The sequence below is a fragment of the Streptomyces sp. NPDC004752 genome (assembly GCF_053601275.1).
Map to the genome: position 1 here is coordinate 1 of NZ_JBSGBN010000098.1, position 24,573 is coordinate 24,573.

The window sequence follows — 24,573 nt, forward strand, 5'->3', positions numbered from 1 at the left end:
GAACGGCTCGCACCCTTGGCCATGCACCCACCGGGACCGAGAGGTCACAACCCTACTCGTGAGGGCTGCAGAAAGGATGGTCCTCTAATGAGCGCTCCCGGGCTGGAACGCCTTTCCCTCAATACCGCCACCACCAAAAGGTGGACGCTGGCAGAAGCCGTGGAAGGATGCGCCCAAGCCGGTATCGGCGGTATCGGGCTGTGGCGTGACAGAGTCGCGGAAATCGGCGTCAGCAAGGCGGCCAAGCTCGTGCAGGATGCCGGGCTGAGCGTCACCTCGCTGTGCCGAGGCGGGTTCCTCACCGACCCGGCCGCGGACCAGCACGCCGCGGCGCTCGCCGACAACTGTCGGGCCATCGAGGAAGCCGCACACCTGGGCACAGACACCTTGGTCATGGTGGTCGGCGGTCTGCCCCGAAACAGCAAGGACCTGACCGGCGCCCGAGCCGCCGTGCGCGACGCGATCAGTGAACTCGCCCCCTACGCCGGTGAACACGGCGTCCGACTGGCCATCGAGCCGCTGCACCCGATGTTCTGCGCGGACCGTGCTGTCATCTCCACCCTCGGACAAGCACTCGATCTGGCCGAGCAATTCCCTCTTGAGCAGGTCGGCGTCGTCGTCGACACCTACCACGTCTGGTGGGACCCACAGGTGGCGGAACAGATCGCCCGCGCTGGTCAGCGCATCGCCTCCTACCAGGTCTGCGACTGGATCACGCCACTGCCCGCCGACACACTCCTCGGCCGCGCTCACGTCGGCGACGGGCACATCGACTTCCGCACGCTCACCGACGCAGTCGGCGCCGCCGGATACTCGGGCTGGATCGAGGTCGAGATCTTCAACCAGGATGTCTGGGACACCCCTGGCGCCCAAACCCTGCGAACCATGACGGAGCGCTATCTGTCCCACGTGGTCCCGCGATGAAGGTGGTCCTCGCCCGGGATCCTTCAAGGACCCCGGCGAGGCAACCAACGCCGACCGCCCGTGCCGCCTGAGCAGTTTCGACATGCGGGGCACCGAGTAGGTGACGCGGAGCTTCCGGCCGATCAGCGTATCGACCCGAGAAAGGGACCACCGCTGATCGGCCCGGCCGTGCGCCGGCGGCCCCCGACTGACAGGGCAGGAGGCGGTGTGCGGAGAGCCGCATGGTGCTACATGGTGCGGGGAACGGTTGCGATGGCATCCAGGCGCAGTGGCCTGCCCGCGTCTTGCAGTTCGTGCAGTGTCGGGCAGATCCAGCCGCCTTCGTCGAAACCCAATTGTCTTTGAAGTCCGTGTAGTTGGGCTCCCAAAAAACGGGATAGTCATATCGAGGCCGCTTGTCCCAGCCTGTCGTCACCGTAGGGATGACCTGGCCACCCGCGACAGCGTACTGCGACCACAAGGCGGTCTCGGGGTCGGCCAGTTGTGCATACGGCACGCCAGACGTCGCCCCGGTCGCGTATCGGCTCACCGTATCGGCCCCGACTGCGGCCTTGACGTCCGCCGCACCCTGCGCGGTCCATGCCATCACCACGATGTACGGATCGGGCAATCCTGCCGCGGCCGCGGCAGACCGCACCTTGGTGACCCGGGCAGCGTTGGCGTGATTCACCTCTGTGTTGGCGGGTTCGCCACGCTCCGGCGTTTGCCGTTGATCGCACTCGGACGCCCGCATGGTGCACCGTGTGCAGCAGCGGCAGAGGCTGGTCGAGGAACGCCAGGGTCTCGGTGACAAACGCTGCTGCTACGAAGCAGTCGAACAGGACCAGATCCGAGCACTGCACGTATCCATGAGAGTGGCCTGGTGGCACGATCACAGCACTACCCGGCCGGACCTGTCGGCCTTCATCGGAGCAGACGTAGGTCGCAGTCCCACCCGTTACCAGGGTGACTTCCAGGAACTCATGCTCGTGCGGCGCGGCTGTTCCGTCCAGGTGGTGACGGTGAGTCCATACCGGGAGGCCGTCGGGACTGCCCACGCTCTCGTCGTAGCGAGAATTCTGCCCCGACGGCCTATGACTCGTTGTCAACTTGGCTCCCGGAATTCTCGATCAGAATGAGTGGGAGGCGCCGACCGTGGTCTGCGCCCCGCCACTGACTCGTCAGTAGGGCAACACAAACTCCGTGGGCTCGCCCTGATGCCAGGAGACGACGATCCGGTCTCCTTGGCCGGCCACGCGCTCCACGGTGACTACGGGAGCAGGCTCGTCGTAGGGCCGGCGGGACAGCCCGACCACGGCGACGACGATGTCGTCGACGGATACGGTCCGTGTCGCCAGCCAGGGCACGCCGGTGAACTCGCCGAGAGGGCTGGTTCCCTGTTCGACGGCGACCCCGGCTTCGTCAAGTCCGCATACTCCGTGGATGAAGGAGCGCAGATCGTCACCGGCCGCTTCGGCGAACACGTGTTGCCGGTATGTGCCCGAGTCCGACCGGAGTGGCTTGGAGGAGGCGACGGGCCAACCTCCGATGCGTAGCCGCACGGCCGATGTCGGGCTGTCCACTCGCGCCAGACGTACCTCGATGCCACCGCGAACAACGGAAGCGACGGTGAGAACCGGACCAGGAGTCACAGCACCGGCCGGGCCCGCTCCGAAGTTCGGGCCGGTCTCGTTTGCCGTGTCGATCCAGCTGACAGGTCCCTGCGAGGCAGCGAGGAGCACACCATCCGCCAGTTCCCGGGCGAACAGCGTACGGAACCCGCTTCGATGGCTGGCCCTGCCGTCGGTGTCGAGCAGCACCACCGCGTTGTCGACCGGATTGTCAACAGATGGGCCTGTCACCGATGGCAAGGTGGCCGTGGAGTACCCGAGCCGGGTGTAGAGCGGGGAATCGGCGCAGGTTTCACCGGGCCGCGCAGTGTCCGTGCCATGGTTGAGCACGGTGACGATGCCGTCGGACCGGCGCGCGGACACCAACCAGCCGGGTGCCTCGACCACGCGGGCGATGTCGTCGGTCTCGATGGGCAGGGGTTGCTCGACGTCCGTCCACACCGCATGGTCGGACGGAAGGAGCAGGCCGAGCATGCCTTTCGCCGCCCAGTACGGAGAGCCCGGCCCTGAATAGGACTGGCGCATCTGGGGCCAGGGGCCGTGCCATCCGAGGCTGAGCAGGCCGTCTGGTTCGAGCGCGTCGTGCTTCACGAAATGCGAGATGATTCCGCTGGCCGCGCGTCGGAGCAACCCCGGCGGGTGCTGTCCGGAACCGGTGATCGCGGACACCCACAGCGGGGCGGCGGAGGCGAAGCGGTAGGTGAGACTGCGGCCCTGCAACAGGGGGGAGCCGTCGGCGCCGATGAGGCGGAGTACGTCCTCGGTGTAGCGACCCAGATCGGCCGCCCACTGATCACGGAGCGGCTGCGGACACAGCGTGCCGGTGACGTCGAACAGCCGCGTCCACAGCATCGGGTACAGGTGCAGCGCCCAGCCGTTGTAGTGGTCGAACAGCCGGCCGTGACCGTCGGCCAGCCAGCCGTTCGGCCTCCGTAGCGATGCGTGGAGGGCGAGGCTCTCCTCGATCTCCGTGGCAGACCAAGGGCCCCCGACCTCACGGAGGAACGATTCCACGATGATGCGGAACCATGTCCAATTGCTCTCCGGGTACCACTGTCCGAGTACGGCGGACAACCAGTCGACGGTCTGCTCGCGAACACGTGCGTCCAGGCGGTCCCACAGCCAGGGCCGGGTCGTCTGAAGGCTCAGCGCGATGGAAGCGGCCTCGACCTTTGCCTGGTGCAAGCCGTCGTCGGGACGTGGCCATGCCTCCGGCGACGCCGGATCCGTACCCGCCGCCAGGCCCCTGGCATACCTCTCCAGGTGGTTCCGCGGATCGTCGCCGCCACGACCGGCCGCGAGGAAGGCTGCGATGAGAAAGGTACGGGCGAACCCCTCCAGGCCGTCGGAGACCGGGCCGCTGACGCTGGCCGGGCCGGGAAGATCGATCCGGGCGCCGGCAGGCGAGCGGTAGGAGTCGACCGCGGTCAGCATGCGGTCCGCCAGCAGCTCCCAGTGTTCCCGTGTCCATCCGGTGTACGGGGAGCGGATGAAGTCGGGTGTACTCGTCATGCTTGCACCGCCAGGCTCTGTCGGGTGATCGGGCACAGCGGGGGTAGGCCGGCCGCATACCGCTCGAGCTCGGTGAGTGCCGCACGCGCCATGGAATGTGTCTCCGCCCCCTGGGACCCTGCTATGTGCGGGGTCACCAGGACATTGGGAAGGTCGTAGAGGGGGGAGTCCGCGAGAAGCGGCTCGGGATCGGTGACATCGAGGATGGCGTCCAGCCGTCCCGACGCGCAGGCGCGTTCGAGTGCCGAGGTGTCCACCAGTGCCCCGCGGGCCGTGTTGATCAAAGTGGTACCCGGCCGAAGCTCTGCCAGTTCCGCTTCGCCGATCATGTGCCGGGTCCCAGGCAGCAACGGGGCGTGCAGCGACAGGACGTCGGCGCGCGGCAACGCCTCGGCCATGTCGACCAGTTCGGCACCTGCCGCGGTAACCTCTGCGGGATCCGCGAACGGATCCACCACGAGGATCGGTCCCTCGTGCAGTGTCCGCAGGAGGGCTGCCACACGGCGTCCGATCCTTGAGAAGCCCACGAGCACGACCGTGCGGTTGTGCCCGCTCAGCTCGCCCCGGCCGTCGCGGTAGGCCCAGTCCTCCCGGTACTTGCGAGCGTCTTGGGCCAGGAAGGGAACCTTCTTGAAGGACCACAACACCGCAGCCAACGTGTACCGGGCGACCGGCTCCGCGTTGGCGTCTGCAGCAGTGGTGACCACGATTCCGCGGTCGAGAACCCGTTCGTCGACGTGCCCGCGCACACTGCCGGCGGCATGGAAGACGGCACGCAGACGCGGTGCGGCAGCCAGCACGTCGTCGTCGAGCGGCGGGCATCCCCAAGAGGTGATCAGTACCTCCACCTTCGCCAGCCGGGTGCGAACGTCACGGGAAGTCAACTCGTCGGTCGCCAGTGGCTCGGCGACCGACGCCGAAGCACGAAGACGTGTGAGTTCGGGCTCACCGAACTGAACGTGCAGAGTGTCGCTTGCCATGGCCAACAGTGTTTCCGGCCGGTGTCCACGCGGCTCGCCGGCGACCGCCTCGTGCACTGGAGGCTTGTGCATCACAGCTCCCTTCCCGACGATGTGGCCGTCGCAGGCAGCAGTGGACCTGACGCTGCGCGTGGCCTGGGAGCTCCGGATGGAGGACTGAGGAGGCCTCCGACGCCATGCCGGCAGGGGAGCCTCTCGGGCACATTGCCCCTCCCGGGCACTGGGTGTGAAACCTGGTACTTGAACACGGGCCATTGCTCTGTCACGAACGCGATGTTATTGAAGGGGGTACAGATGTCATGCAGGGCTGGATTGTGCGGAAGTGGGACGAAGTTGCCTAGTGCATCGCGATACAGATATGAGCGTGCCACCGTGTTCCGCTCGGATGGTCTGCCCGTCTGGGCCGATCGTCACGAGATCACGGCTGACGTGGCTGCCCATGACCACGACTTCTTGGAAATTGCCCTCGTCACCCAGGGGCGCGCCCTCCATGTCGCCGTCGATGGCGACCACCCCATCCGCCCAGGCAGCGCCGTAGTGATCCCGCCGAACCAGTGGCATGCCTACCGAGAGTGCGAGGACCTGGTGGTCTTCGACTGCTTCGTGGCGCCGGAGCTGGTCCACAGCACGCTGCCATTCCTCGACGCCGAGCTGCCTCTGATGGCCGGACTGCACGCCTCGACCCTGCCGCTTCCGCAGCGGGTGCAGCTTGGTTCGGGCGAGCTGAGCGCGGCGATCGCAGAGCTGTACAGCATGAGCGACACCACTGCCGGCCCGCGCTCCCGTCTCCAGATCATCGGGCACCTCTTGATCTACCTCGATCTGCTGAACCACTCGTGGGCCGCGGAGGACTCCATGGAGCGTCGTCGGCGAGCCAAGCTGCATCCTGCGGTGTCCTGCGCCGTCAAGGTGATGGAGGACGACCCGGGTCGCTCCTGGACCCTTGCGGAACTGGGTGCTCTGACCTCGATGGAGCGTACGTACCTCGTCCGGTTGTTTCAGCGCGATCTCGGAGTCTCGCCGATCGCCTATCTCAATCAACTGCGGGAGCAAGCAGCGGCCCGGCTTCTGGTGCAAACCGATCAGTCGGTCGCGAGGATCGGAGCGCAGCTTGGCTGGGGAGACGCCGGCTACTTCGCGCGTCGATTCAAAGCCGCCTACGGGCTGACACCCTCTGCCTACCGGAGGCGTGCCCTCAAGGGTCAGGGCTGGGACCACTACCTGCCCGGCTCGGAGGGCGCGCCCCCCTCGGCTACCCGGTCATAGGACAACTCTGTCCGACTCTCGCCCAATTCAAGCCATGGTGACAGCCAACATTGGCCAATAGTGTCACGACCGTGACAGAGCAGCATTACTCCCATGTGAACTCCGCCGGAAGATCTCGTCACCCGGGGTTCCCGGCATGAGCGGGCCGGAGGCGGGGATCGCCGCGATCGGCTCGATGGACCGCGAAGCCGGGTACGACGAGCCGCAAGGTGTGGCCGATCCGAACGAACCTCCCCGTCAGCACACACGACGGCGATTCACGAGGCTCGGCCGCCTCCGGCGTGACCGATTGTTCGTCATCCTCATGCTCCCGGGGCTGGCCTACTTTCTGGTATTCCACTACGCGGTCCTCTTCGGCAACGTAATCGCCTTCAAGGACTACATTCCTTTCGATGGGTTCTGGGGGAGCGCCTGGGTCGGTGTCCAGAATTTCAAGGATCTTCTCGGCGACCCCGGCTTCTGGCATGCGGCCCTCAACACGGTCGAGATCGCCGGGTTGCAGTTGATCTTCTACTTCCCCGCCCCGCTGGCCCTGGCTCTGCTGCTGCACAGCCTCACGTCCCACACTCTTCGACGGTTTGTGCAGTCGGTGGTGTACCTGCCCCACTTCATGTCCTGGGTGATCGTGGTCGCGATGGCCCAGCAGATGCTCGGCAGTACCGGTCTTTTCAACTCCGCGCTGACGGGAGCCGGACTGCACACGGTCGACATCATCGGCAACCCGGACCTGTTCAAGCCGCTGACCGTGCTGCAGGTCATTTGGAAGGACTGCGGCTGGGGGACGATCATCTTCCTTGCGGCACTCACCCAGGTCGACGATCAGCTCTACGAGGCATCGGCCATCGACGGGGCGGGCCCGTGGCGCAGGTTCTGGCACATCACCCTGCCGACCATCCGGCCCATCATCATCCTGCTGCTCATCATGCGGATCGGGGAGATCCTGTCCGTCGGCTTTGAGCAGATACTGCTGCAACGAACAACTGTTGGCCCCGACGCAGCGGAAATCATCGACACCTTTGTGTACTACAAGGGCATCGTCGGCGGAAACTTCGGCTTCGGTGCTGCGGCCGGCCTCTTCAAGGGTGTGGTGGGGGCGATCCTCGTCTACGCCGCAAACAAGATTTCGCACCGCCTCGGGGAACAGGGAGTCTACAAGTGAGCGCCATCAGTCAGACTCGTCCCAGAAGCCGTCGGCCGGCCAAGCAGGTGCGCCCGGTCTGGATGGAGAAACCCCGAAAGGTCACGCTGGCCGCAAAGGGCGCCGCCCTTGTGGTGATCATCCTCCTGGTCGTCATGCCTTTCCTGGTGGTCATCGCCACCTCGCTGTCGTCCACAGAGTCCGTCATCGAGAACGGCGGCTGGGTGGTGTGGCCCAGTGACCCGTCCCTGAATGCCTATCGGCAGATCTTCAGCGGTGGCATCGTCACCCATGCGCTGTGGGTGAGTATCGGTGTCACGATCGTCGGGACGGCAGCGAGCATGGTGTGTACGATCATGCTGGCCTATGCGCTCGCCCGCCCCAAGGTCTTCGGCGGCAAACCCATGCTGCTGCTCGTACTTTTCACCTTCCTCTTTCCGCCCGGGATGATCCCGACCTATCTGATGGTCAAGAACCTCGGGCTGCTGGACAACTACGCCGCGCTCATCCTCCCGGTGCTGATCAGTGTCTTCAACCTGGTAGTCCTGCGGGGGTTCTTCCAGTCCGTTCCGGAGGAACTGTACGAGGCAGCCCGGCTGGACGGCGCCGGCAATTTCAGGATCCTGGTGACTGTGGTGCTGCCGCTCTCCAAGGCTGCGCTCGCGATGGTCTCCCTCTTCTATGCTGTGACCTATTGGAACTCCTGGTTCCAGGCGTCGATCTACATGAACGACGACCACTGGCCGCTGCAACAGGTGCTCCGCACCTACGTCCTGAGCGGAGGTCAGATCGCAAGTTCCACCGGTGCGGGCGACTCGGCCATGGCCGCCCCGCAAACCATCCAGATGGCCGTCCTGGTCGTGGCAACGGTGCCGATCGTGCTGGTCTACCCGTTCCTGCAGAAATACTTTGCCAAGGGCGTGCTTTCCGGCGCCATCAAGAGCTGAATCCAAGCCGAACCCCCATCCCAGAAGTCCCGGCGTGCGGCCGCACTCCCACGCCCTCGAAAGCCGGCCTCCGGGATGGGCGTGGTGCCGAGAACGCCAAGTGGAGACAGGGCCCGCCGGGCTCCACTCACCACGAGGGCCGCTGCAGAACTCATGGGCTGCACACATCAAACACGCTTCCCGAAGGGAATGTACGACCATGCACACCCCGTCTCGCCGTTCCGTGCTGCGCTCCATCGGCATCGCCTCCGCTGCGATCGCCGCACCACCTCTGCTGAGCTCTTGCAGCACCTCCAGCTCCTCCGGCAATGCCGCCAACAAAGGGGTGGAACTTGCGCCGTGGCCAACCTACGTGCCCAAGACCACCGTCACCCCGGACCTCAAGGGCGACGGCGTCACCGGCATCCAGGACACCTACCTGAAGTACCCCTCCAAGCTCACCAAGGGGACCTCCGAGACCCCGGGCGACGGCTCCACGCTCAAGGTCATGACCATCACCTACGGTACTGCCCCCACTCCCCGTGGACAGAACAAGTATTGGCAGGCCATGGAGAAGGCACTCGGCGTGAAGATCGACTTCAGCCCGGTGCCGGCCGCGGACTTCACGGCAAAGATGGCTACCTTGATGGCCAGCGACGACCTGCCTGACATCCTGAACCTCGCCGGCGGTGCCACACTTCCCCACGAAGCTCCTTTTGTCCTCAAGACGATGGCCAACATCTCGGAGTTCGTGTCTGGCGACGCCATCAAGGACTATCCCAACCTCGCAAACATCCCGACCGATTCCTGGAAGGCACCAGGTCGCTTCCACGGCGGAATCTACGGTGTCCCCATTCAGCGAGCCAGGCCGGGCTTGGCGCTGTGGATGAACAGCACCAACTTCGAAAAGCACGGCTACCGCCCCGACAACAGCAGCTACACCCGCGAGGACTTCACGCGCCTCCTCCAGGAGCTCACGCACGGCAGGCAGTACGGCATCGGTGCGTCGAAGGACAATGCCCTGAACTGGTTTGGCGCCCACGCGCAATTCCACGGAGTACCGAACGCATGGTCGGTCTCCGACGGAAAATTCAACACCTACTACGAGAGCCCTCATTTCAAGGAGATGCTGGCCTACCTGAACACCCTCTGGAAGCAGAGGCAGTACTACCCCGACTCCACCTCGACCGCCACGGTCGACCTGAAGACGCAGTTCTACAACGGAACAGTGCAGTCCTACACCGACAGCCTGGGCGCCCTCCCGACCACGCTCAGCCAGGTGCGGGGGTTCAAGGCGACGCCCATGATTGCCTACTCCGCGAACGGAGTCGCCGCGACGCCGTGGGCGGGTCCCGGGTACGCCGGCTACACCGTCATCAACAAGAAGCAGTCGAAGTCGAAGATCAAGATGATCCTCAAGGTGCTGGATTTCCTGGCTTCACCTTTCGGGACCGAGGAGTACCAGCTGCTCATGTACGGCGTGGAGGGCGTGCACTTCACCTACAACAAGAATGGCGACCCGACACCGACCGACCTTGGCAAGACCGAGAACGTCGTCAACCTGCCGTTCTATTTCATGTGCGCCGCACCGCAGGTGCTGTATGTGCCCAACGCGCAGGAGGAGATCAAGGCTGCCTATGAATGGCAGCGCCAGACCTGCCCCAAGCTGATCACCAATCCGGCAACCGGTCTGCGCTCCAATACCCTGAGCACCGCCGGCGCTACGCTGAGCCAGTCCATAGACGACGCGATCATCGGCATCATCACCGGGCGTCAGTCCGTCAATTCGTGGGACTCGGCCGTGAGCAAGTGGAAGTCCGAGGGCGGCGACAAGATCGCCGCGGAGTACGAGTCCGAGTATGCGGCGGGCACGACCAAGTGAACTGATGTGGCCCGGGGGAGTGCTGAAGCATCGTCAGTTCTGCGTCGGGGTCCGCATCGAGTAGCAAATCGTTGAACACGGGTGCCCCTGCCGGGTCACCGGCAAGGGACCTTGAGGAGACCCTGTGCTGCACCACGGAGACAAGCTCCCCCGAGTAGGCGCGCCACGCGCTGAACATCACCGGGAGCCACTGGGCGTGGGAGAAGCGTGCCCCCGGCTGTCCTGGGCACTGCTCGATGCGCCTGCCGGGTGGCAGCAGGTCGCCTACGAGATCGAGTGTGCCGACCTCGATTCCGGAGAGGTCGTCTCCAGCGGGCGGATCGACTCCGAGGACAGCGTGCTTGTCCCATGGCCGTACCAGGAACTTGCGTCGCGCAGTCGGCGGCAGATCCGGGTGCGGGTCTGGGGATCAGGGGGTGCGCACGCCTCCGACTGGAGCCCGACGCTGACGCTGGAGACCGGTCTTCTGAAGGCATCGGACTGGACAGCGGACTTCATCACGCCCGATGTGCCTGCCGCAGACGAGAGCGTGCCGCTGCTGCGCAGGGACTTCTCGATCAAGGGTCCAGTACGTCGAGCGAGGCTCTACGCCACGGCACGGGGACTCTACGAGCTGGAACTCAACGGCGTCCGTGTCGGCGACCTCGCGCTCGCACCTGGCTGGACCAGCTACCACCACCGACTCCGCTATCACACCTACGACGTCACCGAGGCGCTGCGTTCCGGCTCCAACACGCTGGGGGCCTGGCTGGCCGACGGGTGGTTCCGGGGGCGCCTCGGATTCAACGGCGGCACGCGACACATCTACGGTGACCGGAGAGGGCTGCTGGCCCAGCTGGAGATTCAGTACGCCGATGGATCCATCGAGTGCGTCGGCACGGACCAGGGCTGGCGCACTGCACCGGGCCCCATCCAGTTTGCGAGTCTGTACGACGGCGAACACCACAACGCGCAGCGTGAGCGTCCGGGCTGGTCCACCCCAGGCTTCGACGACAGCGATTGGCTGCCCGTCCAAGTGATCGTTCACGACAGGACGACACTGGTCGCCCCCATGGGGCCACCGGTCCGCTGCACCCAGGAGCTCAAGCCGATCGCCGAAACCACCTCACCTTCGGGGAAGAGGATCGTCGACTTCGGACAGAACCTGGTCGGCCGGCTGCGGGTACGGGCCGAAGGTTCCCCCGGCGCGGTGGTCCGGCTTCGCCATGCCGAGGTGCTGCAGGACGGCGAACTCTGTGTCCGTCCGCTGCGCCAGGCGCAGGCGACAGATGAGTACGTTCTGCGCGGCGCCGGCCAGGAGAGCTGGGAACCGCGATTCACCTTTCATGGCTTCCGCTATGCCGAAATCAGCGGGGACGTCGACGACGTTGAGGTGGTGGCCCGCGTCTACCACACCGACATGCTGAGAACAGGCACCTTCACTTGTTCGGATCCGCTTGTCCAGCGCCTGCACGAGAACGTGGTGTGGAGCATGCGCGGCAACTTCCTCGACGTTCCCACCGACTGCCCGCAACGAGATGAACGGCTGGGATGGACCGGCGACGTACAGATCTTCGCGCCGACCGCAGCATTTCTGTACGACTGCGCAGGCATGTTGTCCTCGTGGTTGCACGACCTGACTGCCGATCAGCTGCCCAACGGCTGTGTGCCCTACTTCGTTCCCGCGATCTCGGCACCGCCCCTGGAACTGGAAACTCTCACGCCGGCGGCGGCCTGGGGTGACGTCGCCACCCTGACGCCGTGGGAGCTGTATCAGCAATACGGCGACGTGGAAGTGTTGCGCGCACAGTATCCGAGCGCGAAGGCATGGGTCGACTGCATGACTGTTCATGCAGGGGAAAATCAACTGTGGGATACGGGGTTCCAATTCGGTGACTGGCTCGATCCATCCGCACCGCCAGAGGATCCCACCGCCAACAAGGCTGATCCGTATCTCATCGCAACCGCATACCGTGCTCATTCGACTGCTGTCCTTGCCAGGATGGCGCAGACTCTGGGCTATTCCGAGGATCACCAGCGCTACGAAGAACTCGCGCAAGCCATCCGTGATGCGTTCGCACAGCGGTGGATTCTGCCGTCCGGACTGCTTGACAACGATGCTCAGTCTTCCTACGCCGTCGCCCTCCAATTCGGCCTCTTTCCCACCGCTGCACAGCGCGACACTGCGGGACGGCGTCTGGCGGCGTTGGTGCAGGAGGCCGACTTTCACATTGCCACAGGCTTCGTAGGTACCCCGGTCATCTGTGACGCTCTCACCGACTCCGGACATCTCGACACCGCGTACGCCCTGCTTCTGAAGCAGACATGCCCATCCTGGCTCTACCCGGTGACTCAGGGCGCGACAACGATATGGGAGCGCTGGGACAGCCTTCTCCCGGATGGGGATGTCAACCCGGGCGACATGACGTCCTTCAACCACTACGCGCTGGGTGCGGTCGCCGACTGGCTGCATCGCGTCGTAGCGGGGCTGTCCCCCGCCGAACCCGGATACCGCCGGCTCCTCATTCGCCCCCGACCTGGTGGCGGCCTCACCCATGCGTCGGCGGCGAAGGAGACGCCGTACGGGCGAGCCGAAGTCAGCTGGCTACGCGAGGCGGACACCCTTTCTGTCCATCTGACCGTGCCTGTGGGGGTCACCGCCGTCGTGGATCTCCCCGGCCGGGCGCCGGAGACTGTCGGATCGGGACGTCATAGTTGGCACATCTCGGACCGGTAATTGCGTGGATGCGGGCGGTGACTGAAGGTGATTGGGGTCTCGGCTTGAGTAACTGCTGGTGGAAACCGGGTCGGAAGTGCGCGGCAGACCTCAGTCGGCAGTCCTTCGCGGGTTCGTCGTTGGTCAACTCTGCCCTACTTTTCCTCAATCCGGCCGCAGCGTGAACCGCCACGTCTTCAATACAGTCGCAGTTGTGATTGACCAACGATTTGCATTCAACTCACCGGCCACCTCAGAGATGGGGGGTGCCAGGCGTGAACAGGCGTGAAGTGACGATAGCGGCGTACTACTTCCCGAACTACCACGTCGACCCGCGCAATGAGCGGTGGCACGGCGAAGGGTGGACCGAGTGGGAGGTACTGAAGAAGGCCGGCCCCCGCTTCGAGGGCCATGCACAGCCGCGTGTTCCGCTGCATGGCTGCGAAGACGAAGCTGATCCGGCGGTGATGGCCGGCAAGATCGAGATGGCCGCCGAGCACGGGGTCGATGCGTTCATCTTCGACTGGTACTGGTACGGCGGGCGCCCCTACTTGGAGCGCCCCCTCGAAACAGCCTTCATGCCCATTGCGGCCGATTACGACGTGAAGTTCGCTGTCATGTGGGCGAACCATCATTGGACCAATATCCATCCGTGGAAGTCCGGGACGCCCGCCACCGAGCTCGAGTCGGGAAGCGTCGATGCCGCCCAATTCCGAGCGGCCACGGAGTACTTGCTGGAGCGGTACTTCCATCACCCGGCGTACCTACGGCTCGACGGTCGGCCCTACCTGTCCATCTATGACCTCCCCACCCTCATCGATGGGCTCGGTGGCATCGAATCGACCAAGGCCGCGCTCGACGATCTGCGCTCGCGCGCCGCCCGGGCAGGCCACGGTGACGTCCACCTCAACGCCATCACCCGGGACCAGCCCGTGCTGCCACAGGACGGAGTGGCGCTCGACGAAGCAGTGTTGGTGAACCAACTCGGATTCGACAGCGTGACGTCCTACGTCTGGGCACACCACCACCCGCTGCCCACGCTCAGCACCCCGTACCTCGACGTCCTGGAGCAGGCGGAAAAGGGCTGGGACGACATCGCGGCCAGGTTCGACCAGCCGTACTATCCCAACGTGACCGTGGGGTGGGACCCGTCACCACGGACGGTCCAGTCCGACAGGTACGACCCCAGCCTCGGCTATCCCCACACCAACATCATCTCGGACTGCACGCCTGAACACTTCGGGCAGGCACTTGAGAGGGTGCGCAAGTACGTCGAGAAGTCCCAGACCCCACTGGTGACCATCAACGCATGGAACGAGTGGACGGAGGGCACCTACCTTGAGCCCGACACCGTTCACGGGTACGGGCATCTGGAACAGATCCGCAGGGTGTTCGGCACCAGCCGCTGAGCCGGCGCCTCTCACCTTCCGATGCTGTGGGGGTAGGGAGGGGACCAAGGAAGCTCCTACAGATCGTCAGGCGGTCTGTAGGAGCGGTTTGGGTGGGTCCTCGAACTTGAGCGTAGTGGTCCTGACCTCGGTCCGCGAAATCGATGTCAGGACCGGCTGCGGACGCCGTCCGGCTGAGGGTTTCACGACTCCATGAGGACGACGTCGAGCGTGCGCGGTCCGTGCACTCCCTCCACACGGTCGAGCTCGATGTCGCTGGTGGCGGAGGGTCCGGAGATCCAGGTCTGCGCTCGCGTGGGGTCGAGGCGGGTGAGCGCCTGTGGAACAGAGGCCACGACTTGGTGTGCGTGGACGATGCAGATGTGGTGGTCCGGCACGAGGGTGAGCGCACGGCGGCCCTGGCCGGCGGTGGCGTCCAGGACGATGGTGCCGGTTTCGGCGATGGCCACAGCGCAGCCGGTGATGACACTGTCGGCCGCGTCGAGCGCCTGAGCGGAGAGCGGGGGAGAGTCGCGAAGCAGGGCGACATTCTCCGGAAGGGCTGCCGACCAAGGCAGCCCTTCCGGTACCACGAGAGAGTTCGTTCCGCGCTCGGTGAGCAACCGAGCCAGCCTCGCGGCGAGTTCACTCTCGTGAGTGCGATGCACGTGCGCCCGGTAGTCCGCCAGGTTCTCGGCCAGTAGTTCGAGCACCCCCGGACCGTCGGGGATGTGGGCCTGACGGTAGGTGCGATCGACGGCAGCGGCCTCTTCACCGGCCGGCACGTCGGCGGTGGCGGCGCGGATCCGGGCGAGGACCAGTTCACGGGAGGAGCTAGGAGTCGTGGGCGTCATGCTCTGTTCTTCCTCCACCAGTTACGGAAGGAGTCTTCGGGGAATTCGGGCAGGTCGCGGGAGTCGGTCCAAGCCTTGGCCGGACCGAGGGGGAGGCGCTTGGGGTGCAGCTTCCTGGTCAGTGATCCCGCGCGCTCTGCGGCGGACAGTGCGGCGGGATGGTCCAGCAGCCAGGTCGCGGCCTTGACCGCGGCACGTTCGATGCGGTGCCCGGCAGCGCCGTCGGCGACCTGTTCGCGCAGGTGTACAAGGACTTCAGGGATGTCGATGGCGACCGGACACACCTCGTAACAGGCGCCGCACAAGGAGGAGGCATACGGCAAGGAGGCATCGACCTCGCTTGTCGTCCCCCGTAGTTGGGGAGTGAGGATGGCGCCGATCGGCCCCGGATAGGGCGACCCGTATGCGTGACCGCCGGCCCGTTCGTAGACGGGGCAGACATTGAGGCAGGCGGAACAACGGATGCAGCGCAGCGCCTGGCGGCCGACTTCGTCGGCCAGGGTCGCGGTGCGGCCGTTGTCGAGCAGGACGAGGTGAAAGTCCTGCGGGCCGTCTCCTTCGGTGGTACCGGTCCAGATCGAGGTGTAGGGGTTCATCCGCTCGGCGGTCGAGGAGCGGGGCAGCAGCTGCAAGAAGACCTCAAGATCGCGCCAGGTGGGCACGACCTTCTCGATACCCACCACCGAGATCAGAGTCTCGGGGAGGGTCAGACACATGCGCCCGTTGCCCTCGGACTCGACCACCACCAGGGTTCCGGTCTCCGCCACCATGAAGTTGGCGCCGGACACCGCGACCTTCGCCCGCAGAAACTTCTCGCGCAGATGCAGCCGAGCGGCCTCGGCGAGCTCCGCCGGTGAGTCGGTCAGCTCCTTGGGCGCGGCGCGGCCCCAACGCCCCATCGCCTCACGAAAGATGTCGCGAATCTCGCTGCGGTTCCGGTGGATCGCCGGGACCAGGATGTGTGAGGGCAGGTCGTTGCCCAGCTGGACGATCAGTTCCGCCAGGTCGGTCTCGTAGGCGGTGATGCCTTCCGCGGCCAGCGCCTCATTGAGTCCGATCTCCTGTGTGGCCATCGACTTGACCTTGACCACTTCCCGCTCGCCCTTGGCCTTGACCAGGTCGGCAACGATACGGTTGGCCTCCGCCGCATCCGTGGCCCAGTGGACGGTTCCGCCTGCCGCTGTCACCTTCTCTTCCATCTGGAGCAGGTAGCGATCGAGCTGCCGCAGCGTCAGATCCTTGATCTGCTTGCCTGCCTGGCGCAGCTGCGCCCAGTCATCCAGCTCCGCGACGGCCTTGGCCCGCTTGTCACGAATGGTGTGAGTGGCATGGGTCATGTTCGCCCGGAGCCGCGCGTTCTTGGTGGAAGACCGCGCTGCCTCCGGAAAGGCAGGCATCCCGAGGTAGGTTCCGCTCATGGGGCGCTCCAGGGGTGGGCCTCTGTCGAGGCGAGGATCTCGGCGAGGTGCAGGGTCAGCTGCGCGACGCGTTCGCGGCGCTGGATGCCGCTGAGGTGCAGGCGGCAAGAGTTGTCCGCACCGCACAGGACCTCGGCACCGGTGGACAGGGCATTGCGGACCTTGTCCTGGCCCATCGCGGCGGAGACGTCCGGATTCTTGACCGCGAAGGTCCCCCCGAAACCGCAACACTCCTCAGCGCCCGGCAGTTCGACCAGCTCCAGGCCCTTGACGGCGCGCAGGAGCCGCAGCGGTCGATCGTTCAGCCCGAGCATGCGCATTCCGTGGCAGGAGGGGTGATAGGTGACCTTGTGCGGGAAATAGGCGCCCACGTCGGTGACGCCGAGAATGTCGACCAGGAACTCGGTGAGTTCGTAGGTCCGCTGCACCAGTGTGCCGACGGCGTCGGCGTGGTCGTGGCCGCGTCCCTCTTGCCGCGCCTTCTGCTCGATGCGGGGGTAGTTGTCGCGGATCATTGCCGCGCAGGATCCCGAGGGGGTCACCACATAGTCGTATCCGGCGAATGTGCGAGCCATTCTGCGCACCAGAGGTTCGGTCTCGCGTCGGTAGCCGGTGTTGAACTGCGGCTGGCCGCAGCAGGTTTGGCCGAGCGGGAAATCCACCTCGACGCCGAGCCGCTGCAGCAGGGTCACCACTGCCCGTCCTGTGCTGGGATACAGCGCGTCGTTGACGCAGGTGATGAAGAGGGCGACACGCATCGCGGCTCCTTGGATCAGGTGGAGAGGTCAGACCAGGCCGACCCGGCTGGCAGCGGCAGCCCAGGCGCGTTCGCTGCCGCGGGGCCGGTAGTGGCGCAGGTGCTGGGTGCCGGCGACCAGAGAGCGCATGGAGGAAAGATCGTGGACCATGTCCTGCGAGCGGGCCTGAACAAGGATGTTGCCGAGGGCGGTGGCCTCCGTGGGGCCGGCAATGACGGGCAGGCCGGCGGCGTCGGCGGTGAGCTGGCACAACAGGTCATTGCGGCTGCCGCCGCCCACGAGGTGGATGACGTCGACATCCCGGTTCGCCAACCGTGCTGCCTGCCGTAGCGTGTGCCGGTGAGCCAGAGCAAGGCTCTCCAGGATGCAGCGGACCACGGCGCCCTGACTCACCGGAGGCGTCTGGCCGGTGCGTTCACAGAAGGCAGCCAGCCGGGCGGGCATGTTGCCGGGGGCGAGGAACTCGGGCGCGTCAGGATCGACCAGGGCAGCGAACGGCTTGGCCTGGGCGGCCTGGGCGAGAAGTGTCTGCAGGGGCGTGGCGATACCGCGTGCCTGCCAGTCCCGCTGGCATTCACTGAGCAGCCACAGGCCCATGATGTTTCTCAGATAGCGCACGGTGTCGTCGATGCCGAGCTCGTTGGTGAAGTTGGCCGTGCGGGAGGCCGCGGTGAGGACGGGGGCCTTGAGTTCGATACCGGCCAGGGACCAGGTGCCGCACGAGATATAGGCGAAGTTCGGCCCGTTGACGGCCGGGACGGCGGCCACGGCGGAGGCCGTGTCGTGGGAGGCGACAGCGGTGACCGGCGTCGACTGCGGCAGCCCGGTGGCGGCGGCAGCATCAGCGAGCAGGGTGCCGACAGGGTCGCCCGGGCGATGCAGGGGCGGCAGGAGCTGCGGGTCGAGGCCGATGCCGGTCACCACCGGCTTGGACCAGGTTCGGGCCCGGGCATCGAAGAGCGCGGTGGTGGAGGCGTTCGTGGCCTCGGCGCCGATGGTCCCGGTGAGCCAATGGTTGATCAGGTCCGGGATGAGCAACATCGTCTGTGCGGTGTTCAGCTGGCTACTGCCACGGGCGGCGGCCAGCTGGAAGACAGTGTTGAACGGCAGATGCTGAAGGCCGCCGACCCGATAGAGTTCCTCGGCACTCACCTGGCCCCAGACCCGTTCGACCACCTCAGCGCTGGTGCGAGGGTCTCGGTAGTGGAAGGGGTTGCCGAGCAGCGCGCCGGTGGCGTCGAGCAGCCCGTAGTCCACGGCCCAGCTGTCCACGCCGATCGAGGCGATCTCCCCACCGCGCCCGGCCTCACGCAGCCCGTCCAGGACGCCTCGGTAAAGGGCGAGGATGTCCCAGTGCAGTCCGGTGGGCAGTTGCACCGGGGTGTTGTCGAACCGATGGACCTCGGCCAGATCGAGGTTGTCCGGTCCGACCCGGCCGACGATCACGCGGCCGCTGGTGGCGCCCAGGTCGGCGGCGGCAAAGGCGGTCGGGAAGGCACTGGAACGGGTGGACCTTATGGGCGGCGTCAACGGAGGTTCACTCTCGGTGGGTGGGTGGAAAATGGCTCCCGGACCGCCGCCCCTTCGACGCGGCGAGGTCCCTCGCCCCGGCCGGGTGCGGCCGGGGACCCGGAGTTGGTCGCGGCAGGAGTGTTCAGCGCAGGAACGCTGCCGTGACTCCGCCGTCGACAGGGATGTGCAGGCCGGTGGTGTGCGTCAACGACCCTCCAGTGAGGGCGAAGACGGCGTTGGCGACGTGCTCGGGGAGAACCTCGCGCTTGAGCAGTGTGCGCTGGGCGTAGAACTCGCCGAGATTCTCCTCCTCGATGCCGTAGGTCGCGGCACGCTGGGCGCCCCAGCCGCCGGCGAAGATGCCCGAGCCGCGGACCACTCCGTCGGGGTTGATCCCGTTGACGCGGATGCCGTGCTCGCCCAACTCCGCTGCGAGGAGACGGACCTGGTGAGCCTGGTCGGCCTTGGTGGCGGAGTAGGCGATGTTGTTGGGACCGGCGAAGACACCGTTCTTGGAAGCGATGTACACGATGTCACCGCCCAAGCCCTGCTCGATGAGGATGCGCGCGGCCTCCCGGGAGACCAGGAACGACCCGCGGGCCATGATGTCGTGCTGCAGGTCCCAGTCACGGGCGGTGGTCTCCAACAACGGCTTGGAGATGGAGATGCCTGCGTTGTTGACAACCAGATCCACACCGCCGAAGGCCAGCACAGCCTCGCGGAACGCGGCGGCGATCTGCTCCTCGGAGGTGACGTCGACGGTGACAGGCACGGCCTTGTCAGGACCGCCCAGCTCCTTGGCCACGGCGGCGGCGCTCTCGGCGTTGAGATCGGCGACGACGACGCAGGCTCCCTCGGTGACCAGCCGCTGCGCAATCGCCTTGCCGATGCCCGATCCGGCCCCGGTCACCAGCGCGACGCGGGTGGCCAGCGGCCGGGGCGCCGGCATCCGCTGGAGCTTGGCCTCCTCCAGCGCCCAGTACTCGATGCGGAACTTCTCCCGCTCGTCGATCGGCGCATACGAGGAGACAGCTTCGGCGCCCCGCATCACATTGATCGCGTTGAGGTAGAACTCACCCGCCACGCGCGCGGTCTGCTTGTCCTTGCCGAAGGAGAACATCCCCACACCCGGGACAAGCACAATGGCAGGGTCCGCGCCTCGGATCGCGGGTGAGTCGGGTGTGGCGTGACGCTCGTAGTAGGTCTGATACTCGGTGCGGTACTGCAGATGGAGTTCGTGCAGCCGGTCCTTGACCTCCGCCAGGGGGGTAGCGGCGGGAAGGTCGAGGACGAGCGGACGCACTTTGGTGCGCAGGAAGTGGTCCGGGCAGGACGTGCCCAGCGCGGCCAAGCGCGGGTGCTCGGTGCGGGCGAGGAAGTCCAGCACCGGTGCCGTGTCGGTGAAATGGCCCACCTGCGGGGCATCGGTGGAGGCCAGGCGACGGATCAGCGGGGCCAGCGCGGCGGCTCGCTCGCGGCGCTCGGCCGCCGGCAGTGAGCCGTATCCCTCAAGCAACGGGCCGAAGGGTTCGGGCTTGCCACGGTCGGCAATGAACTGCTCGGCGGTGCGAATGATCAGCAACGAGTGAGCTTCGGCTTCCTCACTCGTGTCACCCCAGGCGGTGATGCCATGGCCGCCGAGGACGCAGCCGATGGCCTGCGGGTTGTCCCGCCTGATCCGGGAGATTTCCAGGCCGAGTTGAAAGCCCGGGCGTTGCCAGGGGACCCAGGCGACACGGTCGCCGAAGCACTGGGCGGTCAGCTTCTCGCCGTCGGCAGCGGTGGCCAACGCGATGCCGGAGTCGGGGTGGAGGTGGTCCACATGGGCTGCGTCGACGAGACCATGCATCGCGGTGTCGATGGACGGAGCAGCTCCGCCCTTGCCGTGCAGGCAGTAGTCGAAGGCGGCGACCATCTCGTCCTCACGCTCCACCCCGGGGTAGACCTCGGTGAGGGCACGAAGACGGTCAAGACGAAGCACCGCGAGGCCGGCCTCGGTCAGGGTGCCCAGGTCGCCGCCGGAGCCCTTGACCCAGACAAGTTCGATCTCCCGGCCGGTGACCGGGTCGGTCGCGGTCCCCTTGGCAGATGTGTTGCCGCCGGCGTAGTTGGTGTTGCGCGGATCCGAGCCCAGGCGGTTCGACCGGGCCAGCAGCGCGGCCACCTCGGTGTGAGAGGGGGAAGTCATGGAAAGTCAGTCCTTCGATGGTCCCGTGAGGGCGGAGCAGGGAGAAAGGAGCGGTCGCGCCGACGCTCGACGCGCGGCTCGCGGTCGTATGGGCTGAGATACGTGCCGCGGTCTAGGCGCCCCAGCCGGCCTGGGTGCCGCCGACGCGAGTGGCGACGATGTGGTCCTGCCAGCCCGAGGCGGCGTAGGCAGCCAGCGGGTCCGGGTTCAGGCCCTGTTCCTCGCGGACCTCGCGCAGCAGCGGACGCACATCGGTGTTGTAGGCGTCCATCAGCACCGCGTTCGCGCCGAGTACATCGCCCGCCTGCTGTGCGTCGCGCAGTGCACCCAGGTCCACCAGCAGGGCCTTGGCGGTGGCCTCTTGGACGTTCATGACCGAGCGGATCACCGCGGGGATCTTTGCCTCGATGTTGTGGCACTGGTCGAGCATGAACGCGACCTGCTTCTCCTTCTCGAAGCCGCCGTTCTTGGCCACCTCGTGCAGGATGCGGAAGAGCTGGAACGGGTCAGCCGCCCCGACCATCAGGTCGTCGTCCGCGTAGAAGCGGGAGTTGAAGTCGAAGGCACCCAGCTTCTGTTCGCGCAGCAAAAAGGCCACAATGAACTCGATGTTGGTGCCAGGCGCGTGGTGACCGGTGTCGACCACCACCTTCGCCTTCGGCCCCAGCTTGAGGCAGTGCGCATAGCTGGTGCCCCAGTCAGGCACGTCGGTGGTGTAGAAGGCAGGCTCGAAGAACTTGTACTCCAACACCATCCGCTGGTCGTCCCCGAGGCGCTCGTAGACCTCCGACAGGGCCTCGAACAGACGGTCCTGACGGGCCGTCACATCGTCCTGGCCGGGGTAGTTGGTGCCGTCCGCAAACCACAGCTTCAGGTCCCGCGAGCCGGTGGCGTCCATGACGTCGACGCACTCCAGCAGGTGATCCACCGCCTTGCGGCGTACCTCCGGGAGCGGGTGGGTGACCGAACCGAGCTTGTAGGCGTCGTCCTGGAAGGTGTTGGAGTTGATCGCTCCGAGGTGCAGCCCGCGCTCCTTGGCGTGCGCGGCGAGCTTCGCATAGTCCTCGACCTTGTCCCAGGGGATGTGCAGGGACACCAGCGGGGCTACCCCGGTGGCCGCGTGCACCTGCGCAGCGTCGTCCAGCTTCTCGAAGGGATCGCGGGGCACACCCTGCTGAGCGAACACCTTGAAACGGGTGCCGGAGTTGCCGTAGCCCCACGACGGGGTTTCGATCTCCTGCGCCTTCAGTGCGGCCTTCACCGCGGACAGGTCAGTCATGACAGTCCTCTTGATAAGGGCGTCAGCCGGTCCGATGCGACCGACCGGGACACGCCCACGACGGGCCTGGGGCCGCCCGCAGTGCGACCCTGACGAGGGTCGTGGCGGGTGGCTTAAACGATTCAATATCGAGGAACCATAGGACTCGGTTGGGCGGGGGTCAAGCCCCACGACTTGCCGCGCGAGCGGGCGTGCTGGTGAGCGGGCGTGCTCGCTCATACCGCCTTGACGCTCCAGCGTGCTGGGGTTACCGTTCGAAGGAGATTGAAACAATTCAAAAACTTCGGAACCGTCATCGAGCTCGCAAACTGAACGCCGAGTGAGTCCTCGATGTGGAGAGCATCGACTGCTCGACTCTGCTTCGACACCCCAGGCTCCGTGGCGCCTCGCGCCTCGGCTGGGACCGGAACACCCAAGGAGACTCACGTGCAGCGCGTGTGCTTTGTGCTGAAGGTCCGGCGAGACCGCATCGAGGAGTACCGCCTGCGCCACGCTCAGGTGTGGCCGGAGATGACAGAAGCCCTGCACCGCGCCGGCTGGCACAACTACTCCCTCTTCCTGCGCGAGGATGGGCTGCTTGTCGGCTATCTGGAAACCGAGGACTTCGACCGGGCCCGCGCCGCCATCGCGGCCGCCGAGGTGAACGCCCGCTGGCAGGCCGATATGGCAGACTTCTTCGAAGGACTGGACGGCGCCGCACCTGATGCGGCCATGCTCCCGCTCGCTGAGGTCTTCCACCTCGCCTGACCGGACCGTTCACATGGAGAGGACACGAGTCGACGTGCCACGCGCGGTGGGCATCAAGGAAGTCGCCCGACGGGCTGGGGTCTCGGTCGGCACGGTCTCCAACGTCATCAACCGGCCGGACATCGTCTCCACTGAGACAAGGATGCGGGTCGAGGCGGCCATCGCCGACCTCGGCTACGTGCGCGTCGAGTCCGCTCGCCAGCTGCGGGCCGGCCGCAGTCGGATGATGGCGCTGCTCGTCCTCGACATGGGAAACCCCTTCTTCGTCGAAGTGGCCCGCGGTGCCGAGGAGGTGGCTCATGAGAATGGCCTGATGGTCATGCTTTCCAACAGCGGCCAGGAACGGGCCAAAGAGCATGAGTACCTCGCTCACTTCGCCCAGCAGCGAGTCCTCGGCATCCTGCTGTCACCGGTGGGCAGCGATCAAGGTCGCATCGATGCCCTGCGGAACAGCGGCATTCCCGTCGTTCTGGTCGACCGAGGCGCCGAGCGTGCGCAGGGATGCTCGGTCTCCGTCGATGACGTCCTCGGCGGGACCCTGGCCGTTCGGCATCTGATCGAAACCGGCAACGAACGTATCGTCTTCGTCGGCGGTCCTCTCCGTATCGGTCAGGTGCGTAACCGCTTGGCAGGGGCACGCCAGGCGGTGGCCGAGGCGGGACTGCCTCCCGAGGCCCTCTCCGTGGTCGAAACCGTGCGGCCGGACATCGCTGCGGGACGCGACGCCGGTCAGCGGCTGGTCGGCCTCACACAGCGACCCACGGGGGTGTTCTGCGCGAACGACTTGCTGGCCCTCGGCGTACTGCAGTCCCTTTTCGCCCTGGGCGTGCATGTCCCCGACGACATTGCCCTGGTCGGCTACGACGACATCGAGTTCGCCGGCGCCGCGGCCATCCCGGTGACCTCCGTTCGCCAGCCTGCCTACCAGATCGGCTACACCTCCGCCGAACTGCTGGTTGCCGAGTCACTCGCCCAACCAGGTGAGCATGAACACCAGAAGGTGGTGTATAAGCCCGAGTTGGTGGTCCGGGCCTCCTCGATGAGGCGGCCTTAGCCGGGGTCGAAAGAGCGGACCGTCGTGCGCCTGGATCCGGTTGCCCGCGATGTCGAACCAGGGCTGTCCGGGGCGGATCGACGACTGTCGTGCCGTGCTCATGAGTGGTTCCCTTACTGAGGGCGTTGCTACGGCCAGGGCGTGAAGCCCTCATGCCGTACCGTCCACCCCTCGGTGGGGAAGCCGGGGCGGTCGGTGTCGGCTCCCTCCCAACTGGCGGCCATGAGGTAGACCGCGGCGAGGAGGGCGCCGTTGGAGGGCAGGTGGACGGGCAGCAAGCTGCTGATCTGCGGGGTGTGGCCGGTGGGGAGGTAGCGGTTCTTGGGGGTGTCCATGAGGAGGGCGTCGACCGCGAGGTCGGGGCGGCCGACGCCGGTCGCGGTCATCGCCATGACGGGGAGTCCCAGCCCCAGGCACCGTTCCAGTCCCAGTCGACCCGGAC

Annotated in this window: 19 protein-coding genes and 1 pseudogene; 9 read left to right on the forward strand and 11 right to left on the reverse strand. The window is 66.1% G+C overall.

Annotation, left to right across the window (positions count from 1 at the left end; genetic code table 11):
* Positions 1–87: 87 nt before the first annotated feature.
* Complete coding sequence (locus ACWEKM_RS32330) at positions 88–924, forward strand: sugar phosphate isomerase/epimerase family protein (protein ID WP_451624818.1); 837 nt, start codon at positions 88–90, stop codon at positions 922–924.
* A gap of 45 nt (positions 925–969) precedes the next feature.
* On the opposite strand, the pseudogene ACWEKM_RS32335 reads toward ACWEKM_RS32330, so the two are convergent.
* The 4 genes and pseudogenes from ACWEKM_RS32335 to ACWEKM_RS32350 form a co-directional block, all read right to left on the reverse strand.
* Positions 970–1,308 (reverse strand): annotated as a pseudogene (locus ACWEKM_RS32335) (helix-turn-helix domain-containing protein); the annotation flags it as partial.
* Positions 1,305–1,961 (reverse strand): AraC family ligand binding domain-containing protein, encoded by a 657-nt coding sequence (locus ACWEKM_RS32340; protein WP_451624819.1) that lies wholly within the window; start codon positions 1,959–1,961, stop codon positions 1,305–1,307. The gene ACWEKM_RS32340 and the pseudogene ACWEKM_RS32335, both read right to left, overlap by 4 nt.
* A 123-nt stretch (positions 1,962–2,084) precedes the next feature.
* The gene (locus ACWEKM_RS32345) at positions 2,085–4,046 is read right to left on the reverse strand and encodes a DUF2264 domain-containing protein (protein ID WP_451624820.1); all 1,962 of its coding nucleotides are present in this window, start codon (positions 4,044–4,046) and stop codon (positions 2,085–2,087) included.
* On the reverse strand, positions 4,043–5,026 hold the full coding sequence (locus ACWEKM_RS32350; protein ID WP_451624821.1) for a hydroxyacid dehydrogenase: 984 nt from the start codon (positions 5,024–5,026) through the stop codon (positions 4,043–4,045). The genes ACWEKM_RS32345 and ACWEKM_RS32350 overlap by 4 nt, the downstream gene beginning before the upstream one ends.
* Positions 5,027–5,398: 372 nt before the next feature.
* Between ACWEKM_RS32350 and ACWEKM_RS32355 the strand changes: the two genes are divergently transcribed.
* From ACWEKM_RS32355 to ACWEKM_RS32380, 6 genes are all read left to right on the forward strand, one after another.
* Positions 5,399–6,292, forward strand: a complete 894-nt coding sequence (locus ACWEKM_RS32355) for an AraC family transcriptional regulator (RefSeq protein WP_451624822.1) — start codon at positions 5,399–5,401, stop codon at positions 6,290–6,292.
* A 304-nt stretch (positions 6,293–6,596) separates the two neighbouring features.
* On the forward strand, positions 6,597–7,451 hold the full coding sequence (locus ACWEKM_RS32360; RefSeq protein WP_451624842.1) for an ABC transporter permease: 855 nt from the start codon (positions 6,597–6,599) through the stop codon (positions 7,449–7,451).
* A gap of 62 nt (positions 7,452–7,513) precedes the next feature.
* Positions 7,514–8,377: a carbohydrate ABC transporter permease gene (locus tag ACWEKM_RS32365; protein WP_451624843.1), complete on the forward strand. Its 864-nt coding sequence runs from the start codon at positions 7,514–7,516 to the stop codon at positions 8,375–8,377.
* 223 nt (positions 8,378–8,600) lie between these two features.
* A complete protein-coding gene (locus tag ACWEKM_RS32370) occupies positions 8,601–10,238 on the forward strand; it encodes an extracellular solute-binding protein (RefSeq protein ID WP_451624823.1) in 1,638 nt (545 codons plus the stop codon).
* 124 nt (positions 10,239–10,362) lie between these two features.
* Entirely contained in the window at positions 10,363–12,954 is a 2,592-nt protein-coding gene (locus ACWEKM_RS32375) for a glycoside hydrolase family 78 protein (protein ID WP_451624824.1), read from the forward strand.
* A gap of 254 nt (positions 12,955–13,208) precedes the next feature.
* Complete coding sequence (locus ACWEKM_RS32380) at positions 13,209–14,342, forward strand: glycosyltransferase WbsX family protein (RefSeq protein ID WP_451624825.1); 1,134 nt, start codon at positions 13,209–13,211, stop codon at positions 14,340–14,342.
* Positions 14,343–14,524: 182 nt separating this feature from the next.
* On the opposite strand, the gene ACWEKM_RS32385 is transcribed toward ACWEKM_RS32380, so the two are convergent.
* From ACWEKM_RS32385 to rhaI, 6 genes are all read right to left on the reverse strand, one after another.
* A complete protein-coding gene (locus ACWEKM_RS32385; RefSeq protein ID WP_451624826.1) occupies positions 14,525–15,175 on the reverse strand; it encodes a LutC/YkgG family protein in 651 nt (216 codons plus the stop codon).
* Entirely contained in the window at positions 15,172–16,593 is a 1,422-nt protein-coding gene (locus tag ACWEKM_RS32390) for a LutB/LldF family L-lactate oxidation iron-sulfur protein (RefSeq protein WP_451624827.1), read from the reverse strand. The genes ACWEKM_RS32385 and ACWEKM_RS32390 overlap by 4 nt, the downstream gene beginning before the upstream one ends.
* The gene (locus ACWEKM_RS32395) at positions 16,590–17,351 is read right to left on the reverse strand and encodes a (Fe-S)-binding protein (RefSeq protein ID WP_451624828.1); all 762 of its coding nucleotides are present in this window, start codon (positions 17,349–17,351) and stop codon (positions 16,590–16,592) included. Before ACWEKM_RS32395 ends, ACWEKM_RS32390 begins: the two co-directional genes overlap by 4 nt.
* 27 nt (positions 17,352–17,378) lie before the next feature.
* Entirely contained in the window at positions 17,379–18,881 is a 1,503-nt protein-coding gene (locus tag ACWEKM_RS32400; RefSeq protein ID WP_451624829.1) for a rhamnulokinase, read from the reverse strand.
* 124 nt (positions 18,882–19,005) lie between these two features.
* Positions 19,006–21,051, reverse strand: a complete 2,046-nt coding sequence (locus ACWEKM_RS32405) for a bifunctional aldolase/short-chain dehydrogenase (RefSeq protein WP_451624830.1) — start codon at positions 21,049–21,051, stop codon at positions 19,006–19,008.
* 112 nt (positions 21,052–21,163) lie between these two features.
* On the reverse strand, positions 21,164–22,330 hold the full coding sequence (gene rhaI / locus ACWEKM_RS32410) for an L-rhamnose isomerase (protein WP_451624831.1): 1,167 nt from the start codon (positions 22,328–22,330) through the stop codon (positions 21,164–21,166).
* 426 nt (positions 22,331–22,756) lie between these two features.
* Between rhaI and ACWEKM_RS32415 the strand changes: the two genes are divergently transcribed.
* Together ACWEKM_RS32415 and ACWEKM_RS32420 are read left to right on the forward strand one after the other, a co-directional pair.
* Positions 22,757–23,077 carry an L-rhamnose mutarotase gene (locus ACWEKM_RS32415; RefSeq protein ID WP_451624832.1) on the forward strand — a complete coding sequence of 107 codons (321 nt, stop codon included), beginning with the start codon at positions 22,757–22,759 and terminating at the stop codon, positions 23,075–23,077.
* 13 nt (positions 23,078–23,090) lie between these two features.
* Entirely contained in the window at positions 23,091–24,131 is a 1,041-nt protein-coding gene (locus ACWEKM_RS32420) for a LacI family DNA-binding transcriptional regulator (RefSeq protein ID WP_451624833.1), read from the forward strand.
* A 128-nt stretch (positions 24,132–24,259) separates the two neighbouring features.
* On the opposite strand, the gene ACWEKM_RS32425 is transcribed toward ACWEKM_RS32420, so the two are convergent.
* A complete protein-coding gene (locus tag ACWEKM_RS32425; RefSeq protein WP_451624834.1) occupies positions 24,260–24,523 on the reverse strand; it encodes a hypothetical protein in 264 nt (87 codons plus the stop codon).
* Positions 24,524–24,573: the final 50 nt, after the last annotated feature.